Below are 13,715 nucleotides of genomic sequence, written 5' to 3' on the forward strand. Positions count from 1 at the left end.
TGGTTTACCCATTCTTGTTACTGTACTTTACCAGACTGAGAAATGCTATATAGTTCTAATTTTATTTATTAGCAAGCTACGCATAGCGTATCGTAGAAGCATATTGATTCTGACTCCTGTTAGCGCAGCGGGGCGTAGCCCATTCTGACTTCTGAATTCTTCTTCAATCATTTAACGAAAAACAAGAAATAGATGAGAGTACTACCGCCCTCTAAAGGTTGTAGGAGAATATAGAAGAGAACAATCTTGCCTACAGTATTAATAAATTTTGAGGGAAAAACCATGCAATCAGCTTTACGTATCACAACCAAGGTTTTACCCGGAAACAAAATAGAAATTGAAATTCCAGAAGCTGAAATAGGCGATAGCGTTGATGTATTTGTGATTTTACCAGAAAAAACTGAACCCAAACATCGTTCTGTACTGGACATTATAGAAGAAAGCCGTAGGAGACACCCTTCTCGATCTGCTGAGGATATAGACAGACAACTACAAGAAGAACGCTTATCATGGGACAGCTAATACTTCCAACAAGCGGCTCTATTTATATAGATACTTCGGTGGCTATTTATACTATAGATACTTCGGTGGCTATTTATACTATTGAAGGCAACCCTGATTATTACTCTCTTCTGCAACAACTCTGGTCTAAGTTTTATACAGGAGACATTCAAATCATCAGCAGTGAACTAATATTAATGGAGGTTTTAGTTGTTCCATTGCGTAATATGCTATTCATGCTACAACAGCTTTATCTGTTAATTCTAACCAATTTATTACTAACGATAAAGGCTTTCGTAATGTTCCTGGTTTACCTGTTGTTATCCTCAGTGAAGTTTTAGCATCTTGAACAATGCCTACCCACGATAGAATTCACAATCGCAATTAAAAACTAGTAGATCAAATTAAACTCATTCTTAGAGGTTGTTTTAAAAGTGGTTGGCTGTTATTTTAGGAACTTGGTGATCCCCCCTAACCCCCCTTAAAAAGGGGGGAACTGGAATTAAAGTCCCCCTTTTTAAGGGGGATTTAGGGGGATCTAAAACTTTTTGTTACCGAGAAGAGGACTTTTAAAACATCCTCTTATGGCGATCGCACAACCATCCTACCGGAAAATCTTCAACTACCCGAACATTAGAAAGCTCAAGTTTCACCCTTAGATACTGAAACTTGAACCTCTGAGCATCATCGTTGAATCTTTTAGCTTCACCGTTGAACCTCTGAGCATCATCGTTGAACCTTTTAGCTTCATCGTTGAACCTCTGAGCATTATCGTTGAGCCTTTTAGCTTCACCGTTGAACCTCTGAGCATTATCGTTGAGCCTTTTAGCTTCACCGTCGAACCTCTGAGCATTATCGTTGAGCCTTTTAGCTTCACCGTCGAACCTCTGAGCATCATCGTCGAACCTTTTAGCTTCATCGTCGAAGCTTTGAACTCAAACGGTTCACTTCGAGACGAAAACAGAGAAAATATTTCCCAAGTAAGAGACAATGAATAAGACATCTATCCTACGCTAATTATCCTATCGGGATAAAATACAGAGATGTCTGTAACAAAACGGCTGGAAATTTTAGATTTAATTCGGGAACTTCGTCAGCAGATCAATCTTTCTCAAAAACAGTTTGCTGCTAAAGTAGGAGTTTCCTGCAAAACAGTCAACCGTTGGGAGAAAAGTCATACAGTCCCTTCACACATAGCGCTAAAACTAGTAGAAGAAACGTTACCGAAAATGGGTGAACCCGGCAAAAGACTGCTAAATCAGTATTTTCCAGAAGCAAAGTAGGGTTATGAGTCGTAAGGCGAAGGCATCTGAACCTCAAAACATCTTTGCTAGTGGTAGAGACAAAAGCACATTCATCCGAGAGAAACTGCTGCACTATAGTGTTGCTTTGCTATCCGTTGCCTTAGCACTGTGGGCAACTCTGCTACTCAATCCATATCTTATTCCAACGCCTGCGGCGCTGTTTTTTGCTGCGGTGATGGTGAGTGCCTGGTACGGTGGTTTAGGGCCAGGATTAGTTGCAACCCTTTTGTCTACTTTTACAGTCAATTACTTCTTTTTTAAGCCACTCCATCCGCAGAACATTACAAATCCGAATATTGTAGTTCCCTTGTTAGCATTCATGCTGACAGCAGGGTTAATCAGCTGGCTTAACGAATCACGCCGCACAGCCCAACAGCAAGCTGAGGCGAACCTGAAGTCACTACACGAAAGCGAAGCACGGTTTGGTCGCTTAACAGAGTCTAGTATTATCGGGGTGATTGTGTCCGATCTCAATGGCTTAATCATTGAAGCCAATGATGCCTTTCTCAAAATGCTCAATTATACACGCGAGGATTTGCGCTCTGGTCGAATTCGCTGGGGCGAGATCGTTCCACTCGAATATATTGAGGTGAGTGAGCTATCAATTCAAGAACTGACAATTACTGGGAGTTGTAAGCCCTTTGAGCAGGAATACATCCGCAAAGACGGCTCTCTAGTTCCCGTTTTACTCGGCTTTGCTAAACAGGGAGATCGGACAATCATTGGTTTTGTTCTTGACTTAAGCGAACGCAAGCAAGCCCAAGCAGAAGCCCAGTATCGCTCCCGCCAAGCAGAAGAAGCCCAGAGCATTTTGCAAATGCTCCTAGAACACGTCCCCGAGGGAATTACGATCGCTGGTGGCCCCCCTGATTTCCCAATTATCGCTAACAGCAAACTCGCGCAAAAACTTTTGGGCAGACCGAATGAATCTCTCGTGGGTATGTCTTCTGAATCTTATGTTCAGCTCTACAGCCTGTTCTTGGCTGATGGTGTCACGCCCCTCACTTTAGAGCAACTACCTTTATACCGAGCTACGCGCTATGGTGAAACGATCCGCGATGAAGAATGCATCATTGAACGCCCAGATGGTACTACAATTACAGCGATCGCTAATGTAGTGCCAATTCGAGATTCCCAAGATCAAATTATCGGTGCAATAGATTGCTGGTGCGATATCACCAACCGTAAGCTCATGGAAGAAGCACTGCGGCAACGAGAAACAGAACTTCGTTTAATTACAGATACGCTGCCAGTTCTGATTACCTTTGTAGATTCAGAACAACGCTACCGCTTCAACAATCGAGCCTATCAAGATTGGTTTGGGCATTCGACGGTAGAAGTTTATGGGAAGCATCTTTGGGAAGTTTTGGGTGAACCCGCTTATGAAGTGCTTCGTCCTTATGTGGAACAAGTACTAGCAGGAGTGCAGGTTACTTTTGAAAGTGAAGTTCCTTATAAAGATGGTGGGACACGTTACATTAATGCTATTTACGCTCCCCAGTTTAATAAACAGGGAATCGTTGAAGGGTATGTAGCGTTAGTCACCGATATTAGCGAACAGCAAGCTGCGCTACGCGATCGCGATCAGGCAGAAGCGGCGTTGCGCGAAAGTGAATTACGCTTTCGCCACATGGCAGACATTGCTCCCGTACTGATTTGGATGTCCGGCACTGACAAACTTTGTAACTACTTTAATAAACCCTGGCTAGATTTTACTGGGCGGACTCTGGACGAAGAGATGGGCTATGGGTGGACTGAAGGTGTTCATCCTGATGATTTTCAGCGTTGCTTAGACACATACACCAATGCCTTTGATGCCCGACAAAAATTTAAAATGGAATATCGCCTCAGACACTGTGATGGCGAATACCGTTGGGTTTTTGATACTGGTGTGCCTCGTTTTGCACCAACGGGGGAGTTTCTCGGCTATATCGGCTCTTGTGTTGATATCCACGATCGCAAGTTGGTAGAAGAAGCGCTACGTGACAGCGAGGAGCGATACCGAATTTTAACGGAAGTCTCGCCACAGGCCATTTGGATGGGCAATAGCGATGGTGGTATTACCTATTGCAATCAACACTGGTTAGACTACACCGGACTGACAATGGAGCAGACCACTGGCTATGGCTGGATTTATGCCATTCACCCCGATGATCGCGATCGCGTCTTAAAAACTTCGATGCAGGCTATTGCTAACGCGACCAACTACGAAGTAGAAATTCGCTTTCGTCAAGTTTCTGATGGTAGCTATCGTTGGCATATTGTCCGGGGTTTACCATTTCGAGATGCAGCTGGACAGATTATCAAGTGGGTGGGCATCGCCAGCGACATTCACGATCGCAAGGTTGCCGAAGCCGCCTTGCAACAACTCAATGAAATGCTAGAGCAACGAATTCAAGAGCGCACTGCCCAACTCGAAGCCGCCAATAAAGAACTCGAATCCTTCTCTTACTCAGTCTCTCACGACTTGCGGGCACCGCTGCGCCACATCGCCGGATTTGTAGAATTGCTTCAGAAACGCCATAGCTCAACAAGCTTAGATCAAAAAAGTCAGCGCTATTTAAAAATAATTGCCGAAACTGCCAAACAAGCAGGGATATTAATTGATGAGTTGCTGACATTTTCTCGCATGGGGCGCACCGAAATGCGCTACATCAATCTCAATATGGAGGAATTGGTACAAGAAGTAAAACGCGACTCGCTCGCAGAAACCCCAGGACGCAGAATCCATTGGCACATTGAGTCACTGCCAGAAGTGCAGGGCGATCCCTCTATGCTACGGCTGGTGCTTCGCAACCTGATAGGCAATGCCGTAAAATATACCCAGACTCGAAACCCAGCAGAAATTACTGTTGGCAGTATTGACAATGAAAACGAAGTTGTCTTTTTTGTACAAGATAACGGCGTAGGCTTTAATATGCAATATGTCCACAAGCTATTCGGAGTATTTCAACGCCTGCATAGCGACCCACAATTTGAAGGCACTGGTGTTGGATTGGCAAACGTGCAACGCATTATTCATCGGCATAATGGTCGAGTTTGGGCAGAGGCTGTAGTTGACAGTGGCGCCACTTTTTATTTCTCGCTGCCTAAATTGTCCAAGAAGGAGAGTGAATGAAAGAACTGAAGCGAATTCTGCTAATTGAAGACAGTGCCAACGATGCAGAGTTAATCCTAGCTGCCTTGTCAGAAAACCATCTCGCCAATGAAGTAGTGGTGGTACGTGATGGCGAAGAAGCACTAGATTATCTTTATCGTCGGGGGTTGTTCCGGTTACGAATGGAAGGGTATCCTGTTGTAGTTCTACTCGATTTGAAACTGCCTAAAATCGATGGGCTAGAAGTGTTGGTACAACTCAAATCTGACCCCGTAATGCGAGTAATTCCAGTAGTGGTACTGACTTCTTCACGCGAGGAACCGGATTTAGTTCGCTGCTATGAGTTAGGGGTGAATGCTTATGTTGTGAAGCCAGTAGATTACCATGATTTTGTCGATTCTATTAAAGGTGTCGGCCTATTTTGGGCAGTGATCAATCAGCCTCCCGTTGGTGCTTTACCTCCCGCACCTCATCCTCAAAAGGAGAGCAACTGATGAATGTCCTGCGTTTCCTTCTTTTGGAAGATAGCCTGTTAGATGTAGAGCTAGCCCAAGCAATACTAACTGAAGGAGGAATTAATTGCGAACTGATCCGAGTCGAAACCGGTGCTGATTTCCTAGCTGCTTTGGAAACAGAGGCTTTCGATTTAATTCTTGCCGATTATGCCCTACCGTCTTTTGATGGAATTTCTGCCTTAGAAATTGCCCGAAATCGCACTCCAGAGGTTCCTTTTATCTTTGTCTCTGCCGTACTGGGTGAAGAATTAGCGATTGAAGCTTTGAAGAACGGTGCAACCGATTATGTATTAAAGCAACGACTAGGGCGGTTAGTTCCCTCAGTGCAACGCGCATTGCGGGAAGCTAAGGAGCGGCGTAAGCGCAAGCAAGCAGAGGAGTCTTTACAAAAGAGTGAAGCCAAGTATCGCCGAATTGTTGATACCTCTTATGAGGGAATCTGGATGATTGACTCCCAAACCCGAACAGAGTTTGTGAATCAGCGAATATCTCAGATGTTGGGTTATCCGGTAGAAGAAATAATCGGTCGTTCTATATTTGATTTTATGGATCTGGGTGATGATATTGCAGATCGAGAGAAACTGGAGTGGTTCAAAGGAGAAGGGAGCGATCTTAAAGAAGGGCGATTGCGCTGCCAGGATGGTTTGTACATCTGGACACTGATTTCTGCAAAAGCGATTTTGAATGAACAGGGTGAGTGCTTAGGTGCGATCGCCATGTTAACTGATATCACCGATCGCAAACGCACCGAATCAGAACGCGATCGCCTTTTGCAACTTGAGCAAACAGCCAGGGTGGAAGCTGAAGCTGCTAATCGCATCAAAGATGAGTTTTTGGCGGTACTTTCCCACGAATTGCGATCGCCCTTGAATCCGATTCTCGGTTGGGCAAAACTGTTGCAGAGCCGGAAATTTGATCAGGAATCGCTCAACAAAGCCCTGAAAACTATTGAGCGCAATGCCAAATTACAAGCTCAACTCATTGAAGACTTACTAGATGTTTCTCGCATCCTCCAAGGCAAACTCAGCCTTAACACGATCCCAGTCGATCTGGTATCCACCATTGAAGCCGCAATGGAAACAGTGCATTTGGCAGCAGAGGCTAAAACTATTCAGATTGAGATGATGCTCGATCCCAGCGTGGGGAAAGTTCTGGGCGATCCAGCCCGCTTACAGCAAGTTTTCTGGAATCTTCTATCGAATGCCATCAAGTTTACTGAGACTGAGGGAAAAGTAAGTGTGCAATTGGAGTGCATCAATGCTCAGGCGCAGATTACCATCAGCGATACAGGTAAAGGCATTGACCCGAATTTTCTACCTCATGTATTTGATTATTTCCGTCAGGGTGACAGTACAACAACTAGAAGGTTTGGTGGATTAGGGTTAGGTTTAGCGATCGCTCGTCACTTGATCGAAATGCACGGGGGAACAGTTTGGGCGGAAAGTCCAGGCGAGGAGCAAGGAGCGATCTTCACAGTGAGGTTGCCCCTCATCAAAGACAATGCAACAATCAAAGATGACACAAATACTGATTCCTCAACTGCCGTTTTTCCCTCCTCTCCCCTCATGGGTTTACAAGTGCTGGTTGTGGATGACAATGATGATACCCGCGACTTTTTCAGCTTTGTGCTGGAACAGTTTGGTGCGATCGTCACCGCAGTAGCATCAGGATATGAAGCATTACAAGCACTAACCGAGTCAAAGCCAGATATCTTACTTAGCGATATTGGGATGCCAGAGATGAACGGCTATATGCTGATGCAACAGGTGCGGACTCTGGAAGCAAAAATCGGGGGAAAAAAGATGCCTGCGATCGCTCTGACTGCTTATGCAGGCGAAATCAATCAGCAATACGCACTAAGGGCAGGGTTTCAACAGCACATCGTTAAACCTGTAGCACCAGAGGAATTGCTCATAGCGATTTCTAACTTAGTCCAATCTACTTAGGGTTTATTATCAACCTGAGTAATTAGATAAAGCTGATTAACGTTATAGATTTTGAACTATTCTTCACAAGTAATATGGCCTTTTTAATTGCTTGGAATACTCCGGGTAATGCAGAAAATGTTGTGTCAATACGGTTCGGTTAAGGTTTTTTGATGAAAATTCGAGATCGCAAAGACGCGATAAATCGCCGTATCTTGCCTTACAGTTATTTTCAGATAAATAGACCACGCTTAGGGGCGCAAGGGCTTCATTGGTGTCAACTTAACGCGAAATGGGCGGTTAGAAACCGCGTCTACACAAACAAAACCCACCTCCGTGGGTTTCAAAGCTTTGATTTGACCTTAGTCCGAGGAGGCGGACTGTGCCTGTGTAGCTGCGAATTCCATGACTCTGCTGGCGAATTCATAGGGGGCCTAACCCATCATTATCTATTGCTCTTGATTTCCCTGATTGGAGTCCGTTTCAACGGACTTGAGCTATTAGCCCGAAATTTATTTCAGGGCGGGAAAGGAACGCCAAACCAAGGTTTTAGGGGTGAGGGGTCAAACCCATCAAGAATTCGCCAACAGTCTCATTCCATTTGCTAAGGCTTAAGTTGACTTTTCTAAAAAGTCGATAATCTTGTCGATTGCGAATGATTCAGGACTGTTATATAGATAATTTTTATATAGTAGATTTAATGGTTCGCAAATTTTATCCGTGTTTGTACTCTATCATAACCTTACGGATACTCTTAGAATCAACCTAGATTTACTTCCGTAAGGAGTCGGATATGAAGACTTATGACATGTCTTTCATAAAGACCAATGGACTCACCACTTTGTTGGCATTTGTCTCAGTTATATTTATTTTATCATTCACTTTAATTATTTTATTTTTTGAAAATATTCAAGGATTTTCAAATCAAGAAAAAATTGAATACATCACGCAAGCCTTAACAACGATTGCCATAATTATTGGAGGATTGGCATTAATTATTAATGGTTACTATACCTCCAGACTCTCTCTGGATGAGAACCACAGCTTGTTAATGCAACTCTTAGCTGGAACACTAGCTTGGGATAACAATACCGGAAATTGTATCAATCAGACACAATTAACTCCCCAAAAAATTGTTTCCGAACGCTTTTCTAAAGCGATTGAACAATTAGGAAATGAAAAGATTGAAACGCGATTTGCCGCCATTTATGCTTTAGAACGAATTGCCAAAGATTCTCCGAAAGATCATTGGACGATCATGGAAATCCTCGCTGCTTTTATCCGCGAGAATGCCCCGGTGAATAGGGAATATGAGGATGAGTCACTACAATTATCAAAACTTCCTACAGATATTCAAACAGCCTTAACTGTTATTGGCAGACGTGACTCATATAAAGATCAAGTCAATCAAAAACTCGATTTACGCAATACAGACCTCAGTAATGCAGACTTAACCGAAGCTAACTTTTCTAGAGCAATTTTTGTCGGGGCAAACTTGCAATGGGTCAATTTTACCAGAGTCAACCTCTCTGAAGCAGACTTATCTGTTACCTGCCTTTGTGGCTCAATCTTCTATGAAGCCAACCTGCAAAAAGCAATCCTCCCAGAAGCCAATCTCCAAGGCGCAGTTCTTAGAAAAGCGAACCTTTCCCAAGCCATCCTTTACGATGCCAACTTGGAAGGGACAGTTCTTTGTGATGCCAACTTGGAAGGAGCAATCCTTTGTGATGCCAACTTGGAAGGAGCAATCCTTTGTGATGCCAATTTAGAAGAAGTCAACTTCGAGGGTAGCAATCTCCAAGATACAAACCTGATTGGTAGTAACTTGCAAAGGGCAAAACTTGCTGGTGCTAATCTAGAAAGTGCATTACTGAGTACAGCTAACCTCCAAGAAGCTAATTTCCAAGAAGCTAACCTCTGTGGAGCTAACTTGAATGGCTCAGAAAATGTAGAATCATACCAGATTGAACAGGCTATTGGCGATCGCACAACAATCCTACCGGAAAACCTGAAAATACCTCAACATTGGTGGTAATAACAAGCGAAAGTTTCAGCATCTAAAACTGGATTACACGATAGGGACGCATAGCTATGCGTCCCTATCGTGTTTAATTTAGTACTTAAAGCTAAAAAATTGCCAAAAACCTGATAAATATTCTCTATCAGTCTAAATTTTCCGCAATTTAAATCACGAACAATTATGAAACGCCGAGAGGTTTTTAACACAGCTGCGATCGCCACTGCAACTGCTGCTACTCTAGTTTCCTGTAGCCAAGCTGGTAAATCCCCTAGTGTACAAGCAGGATTGCCGAATATTCGTTGGCGGATGGCAACTAGCTGGCCCAAATCTTTAGGTACTTTTATCGGCGCTCAAACAGTTTCCCGGCGAGTTGAAGAAATGACCAATGGACGTTTCCAGATTACGCCCTTTGCCGCTGGAGAGTTAGTACCGGGATTGCAAGTACTCGATGCAGTGCAAGCCGGGACTGTTGAATGCGGACACACATCTAGTTACTATTACATCGGCAAAAGTTCAGCATTAGCCTTTGCCACCTCCGTACCTTTCGGTTTAAATGCTCAACAGCAGAATTCTTGGCTTTATAACGGTGGTGGATTAGAAGCCATACACAAAATTTATACCAACTTTAACGTGATTAGTTTCCCTGCTGGCAGTACTGGGGCACAGATGGGGGGATGGTTCAAAAAAGAAATCAAGTCTATTTCTGACCTCAAAGGTTTGAAAATGCGAATTCCCGGATTGGGTGGCGAAGTCATGTCCCGTTTAGGGGTAAACGTGCAAGTATTACCTGGAGGCGAAGTTTATTTAGCATTAGATAGGGGAGCCATTGATGCTGCTGAGTGGGTAGGCCCTTACGATGACGAAAAACTCGGTTTAAATAAAGCCGCAAAATTCTACTATTATCCTGGTTGGTGGGAACCAGGGCCAACCTTGGATGTGTTAGTTAATCTCACCGCCTGGAATCGCCTACCCAAAGAATATCAACAGGTTTTGAAGACAGCGAGTTTTGAAGCCAATTTGAATATGCTGAGTCAATACGATTCCTTAAATGGACAAGCGCTGACGCGGTTATTAGCTGGTGGTACAAAGCTAGTTCCTTACAGCCAGGAGATTCTACAAGCAGCTCAGAAAATCTCCTTTGAGTTATTTGAAGAAAATGCCAGCAAAGATGCGGCTTTTAAACAAGTTTACGAACAGTGGAAAGCCTTTCGCCAGCAGATTTTTAATTGGAATCGCGTTAACGAATTAAGTTATGCCAATTTTGTCACTTCTAATAACATAAGATAAAATCTTTGCTTTTCTCTCTGCGCTCTCTGTGCCTCTGTGGTTCAAAAGTAATTTATTTAAGCGCAGAGGCGCAGAGTCCACACAGTAAAGAGAAATTCTTTGCTAACAATTTTCTCGGTGAATTTGGTCGTCAGACCGCTAATCCCCTCCATATCATAAGGTTATGGTAGTTTTGCCACTGAGCGATCGCTGATCTTATAGATTGGGTTGACATAAGAAAATCCAAGACCCTCAGAAGGAGAATTAAACGCTGTAGATGAGGGATAAATAAATTCTAGAGATTTCTGTGAGCGAAACCGTCTATATTGAAACCAGTATTTTGGGATACTTGACTGCCAGATCGACAGAAAACTTGATTTTGGCAGCAAACATGAAAATCACGCAAGATTGGTGGAATATTCGTCGCGGTTCTTTTATCCTTTATGCTTCTGAGATTGTAGAGGATGAAGCGGCTAGGGGAGATGCAGCGATCGCGGCTCAAAGACTGAATTTGTTAGAGTCCTTAACGTTTCTTGATCTCACAAAAGAAGCGATAGAGCTTGCACAAGAGTTTTTGCAACAAAGCAACCTACCACCAAAAGCCTCTAATGATGCTTTGCATATGTCATTAGCAACAGTTTACGGTTTAGACTACCTGTTAACATGGAACTGTAAGCATATGGCAAACGCCCAAATCCAGAGAAAGCTATCACAAATTAGCTCTGAACTTGGATATGAATTACCAGTCATCTGTACACCCTATGAGTTAATGGGATACGATTTTACAGGAGAATAATCTATGTATAAAAACGAAATTTTAGAGGAAATTCACAAGTACAGAGAGGAATACGCTAGCTCATTTAACTATGACCTAAACGCAATCTTTAACGATCTACGAAAGAAACAGATTGCTCATGGGCGTAAAGTTGTAAAACTTCCGATCAAACGTCGGTCTAACAAATCACTGCACCCGACGCAAACTGAGAGCGTGTCTCCTTTAGCGTAGAGTATCTTTGCGCGAGTGATGATACTGCTGGGGGATCTGACTTTTTAAACATTATTATTGGGTTCCTTGATATTGCGCGATGTTTCTTAAAGGCACTAGTTTCCCAAAGAAGGTAAGAAACTGACAATTCCAGGGAAAACAATAATTAACACCACCACCAATAGTTGCAACAAAATAAACGGTATTACACCGCGATAGATATCTTTTGTCGTAACTTCTGGTGGGGCGACACCACGCAGGTAAAACAGTGCAAAGCCAAAGGGAGGGGTGAGGAAAGATGTTTGCAAATTTGCTCCCAAAACTACACCATACCAAATCAAATCAATACCTAAATTTTGGGCAACTGGTACAAACAATGGCACGACAATAAAGGCAATCTCGAAAAAGTCGATAAAAAAGCCGAGGATAAATACTACCGCCATACTGACAACCAAAAAGCCAGTTTTACCACCTGGGAGATTGGCGAGAACATCGAACATGAAGCGATCGCCATTTAATCCCCGAAAGACTAAACTAAAAGCTGTGGAACCAAATAGGATAAAAACTACCATGCTGGTAATTCGCAAAGTAGCATCACAAACTTGACGCAGAGATTCTAAGGTAAGTTTACGATTTGCAGCCGCCAGTGCGATCGCACCACCACAACCCACTGCACCCGCTTCTGTCGGCGTAGCAATGCCAAAAAATATACTCCCCAGCACCAACAAAATCAGTATCAAAGGCGGTATCATCACCTGAATTACCCGCCTTCCCAAAGCTTTACCACCAATATCTCTGACCTCAGCAGGTAAAGCTGGTGCTAAATCTGGCTTCAAAAATGCCACAATCAGTACGTGTAGGGCAAATGCACTAGCCATCATCAAACCGGGAATCACCGAACCGATGAACAAATCGCCCACCGATACACCCAATTGGTCGCCCAGTACTACCAACACCACACTTGGTGGGATAATTTGCCCCAAGGTTCCTGATGCAGCTATCACACCAGTAGCTAATTCTTTGCTGTAACCATAGCGGAGCATAATTGGCAGAGAAATCAAACCCATCGCCACCACCGTCGCCGCCACTACACCAGTAGTCGCTGCTAACAGCGCCCCCACCAAAATCACAGCTAAAGCCAGTCCGCCGCGCAAGCGTCCCAACAAAATCCCCATAGTTTCTAAGAGTCTCTCCGCTATCCCTGATTTCTCCAGCATTGCCCCCATGAAGATGAAGTAAGGGATAGCTAATAACGTATAGTTTGCCATGATGCCAAAAATCCGCTGTGGCATGGCAGTCAGAAACACTGGGTCAAATACACCTAAGCTAATTCCCAATATTCCAAATAAAATTGCCACACCACCCAAAGAAAAAGCCACCGGATACCCCAGCGACAGCAACACCAAAGCACCAGCAAACATCACTGGCCCCAGCCATTCATAAGCCAGTGTCATGATTTTCCTCCTTGCTTTGAAGAATTGCCAAATTTTTGATCGCCTGAGAAATTCCCTGGAAAATTAGCAGCACAAAGCCAACAATAATCATTGCTTTAATGGGATAACGACCCAATCCTCCAGGATCAGATGAGGCTTCCTTGATTTGCCATGAAGCCACAACCGCATCCCAAGAAAAAGCGATCGTAATGATACAGAAGGGGATGAGGAAAAATATAGTCCCTACTAAGTCTGCAAGTGCTTTTCGTCCAGGCGGCCAATTACTGTAAAAAATATCAACCCGCACGTGTTCGTTGTGCTTGAGGGTGTAAGCTGCTCCCAACAAGAAAACTAAATCAAAAATATACCATTGAGATTCTATATAGGCGTTAGAAGTGAAGTTATTACCGCTAATTCTTCCGAGATATCGCCCGATAACATTCCACACGCCAAGTACTATCATTACTAGCACCAGCCAACTAGTAAATCGACCAATGCGTTCAGTGCAATTATCAATAATATTTGATATTCTTAATAATTTTTCCAATAGTTATTTTACCTCTTGAATTGCTGTAAGAGACTTATTTGCAGTTTTGAGGGTTTGTAGTAAGGACTTTAGTGCTTAGGAAATAAGGACTAAAGTCCTTACTACTAACTTGCTTACCCATC

At 43.5% G+C, this 13,715-nt stretch carries 12 protein-coding genes; 9 read left to right on the top strand and 3 right to left on the bottom strand.

The window, feature by feature from the left end:
- Nucleotides 1-282: 282 nt before the first annotated feature.
- Nucleotides 283-522, top strand: coding sequence for a hypothetical protein (locus HWQ43_RS20075; protein WP_292737314.1), 240 nt, complete (start codon nucleotides 283-285; stop codon nucleotides 520-522).
- A gap of 634 nt (nucleotides 523-1,156) precedes the next feature.
- On the opposite strand, the gene HWQ43_RS20080 is transcribed toward HWQ43_RS20075, so the two are convergent.
- Nucleotides 1,157-1,504 (bottom strand): hypothetical protein, encoded by a 348-nt coding sequence (locus HWQ43_RS20080; protein ID WP_292737316.1) that lies wholly within the window; start codon nucleotides 1,502-1,504, stop codon nucleotides 1,157-1,159.
- A gap of 40 nt (nucleotides 1,505-1,544) precedes the next feature.
- On the opposite strand from HWQ43_RS20080, the gene HWQ43_RS20085 reads away from it, so the two are divergent.
- The 8 genes from HWQ43_RS20085 to HWQ43_RS20120 all read left to right on the top strand — a co-directional run bounded on the left by HWQ43_RS20085 (nucleotide 1,545) and on the right by HWQ43_RS20120 (nucleotide 11,424).
- Nucleotides 1,545-1,784 carry a helix-turn-helix transcriptional regulator gene (locus HWQ43_RS20085; RefSeq protein ID WP_292737318.1) on the top strand — a complete coding sequence of 80 codons (240 nt, stop codon included), beginning with the start codon at nucleotides 1,545-1,547 and terminating at the stop codon, nucleotides 1,782-1,784.
- Nucleotides 1,785-1,788: 4 nt separating this feature from the next.
- Nucleotides 1,789-4,923 (top strand): PAS domain S-box protein, encoded by a 3,135-nt coding sequence (locus HWQ43_RS20090; RefSeq protein ID WP_292737320.1) that lies wholly within the window; start codon nucleotides 1,789-1,791, stop codon nucleotides 4,921-4,923.
- Nucleotides 4,920-5,396: a response regulator gene (locus HWQ43_RS20095; RefSeq protein WP_292737322.1), complete on the top strand. Its 477-nt coding sequence runs from the start codon at nucleotides 4,920-4,922 to the stop codon at nucleotides 5,394-5,396. Before HWQ43_RS20090 ends, HWQ43_RS20095 begins: the two co-directional genes overlap by 4 nt.
- Complete coding sequence (locus HWQ43_RS20100; protein WP_292737325.1) at nucleotides 5,396-7,363, top strand: response regulator; 1,968 nt, start codon at nucleotides 5,396-5,398, stop codon at nucleotides 7,361-7,363. The genes HWQ43_RS20095 and HWQ43_RS20100 overlap by 1 nt, the downstream gene beginning before the upstream one ends.
- Nucleotides 7,364-7,515: 152 nt before the next feature.
- A complete protein-coding gene (locus tag HWQ43_RS20105; protein ID WP_292737327.1) occupies nucleotides 7,516-7,950 on the top strand; it encodes a hypothetical protein in 435 nt (144 codons plus the stop codon).
- A 200-nt stretch (nucleotides 7,951-8,150) separates the two neighbouring features.
- Nucleotides 8,151-9,377 (top strand): pentapeptide repeat-containing protein, encoded by a 1,227-nt coding sequence (locus HWQ43_RS20110; RefSeq protein ID WP_292737329.1) that lies wholly within the window; start codon nucleotides 8,151-8,153, stop codon nucleotides 9,375-9,377.
- 165 nt (nucleotides 9,378-9,542) lie between these two features.
- Nucleotides 9,543-10,649, top strand: coding sequence for a TRAP transporter substrate-binding protein (locus HWQ43_RS20115; protein WP_292737331.1), 1,107 nt, complete (start codon nucleotides 9,543-9,545; stop codon nucleotides 10,647-10,649).
- A gap of 286 nt (nucleotides 10,650-10,935) precedes the next feature.
- The gene (locus HWQ43_RS20120) at nucleotides 10,936-11,424 is read left to right on the top strand and encodes a type II toxin-antitoxin system VapC family toxin (RefSeq protein WP_292737333.1); all 489 of its coding nucleotides are present in this window, start codon (nucleotides 10,936-10,938) and stop codon (nucleotides 11,422-11,424) included.
- Nucleotides 11,425-11,729: 305 nt separating this feature from the next.
- On the opposite strand, the gene HWQ43_RS20125 is transcribed toward HWQ43_RS20120, so the two are convergent.
- Nucleotides 11,730-13,067, bottom strand: coding sequence for a TRAP transporter large permease subunit (locus HWQ43_RS20125; protein ID WP_292737335.1), 1,338 nt, complete (start codon nucleotides 13,065-13,067; stop codon nucleotides 11,730-11,732).
- A complete protein-coding gene (locus tag HWQ43_RS20130) occupies nucleotides 13,051-13,593 on the bottom strand; it encodes a TRAP transporter small permease subunit (protein WP_292737337.1) in 543 nt (180 codons plus the stop codon). The genes HWQ43_RS20125 and HWQ43_RS20130 overlap by 17 nt, the downstream gene beginning before the upstream one ends.
- Between the last annotated feature and the right edge of the window lie 122 nt (nucleotides 13,594-13,715).

It is taken from the genome of Nostoc sp. JL31, from assembly GCF_017114965.1.
GTDB lineage: Bacteria > Cyanobacteriota > Cyanobacteriia > Cyanobacteriales > Nostocaceae > Nostoc > Nostoc punctiforme_A.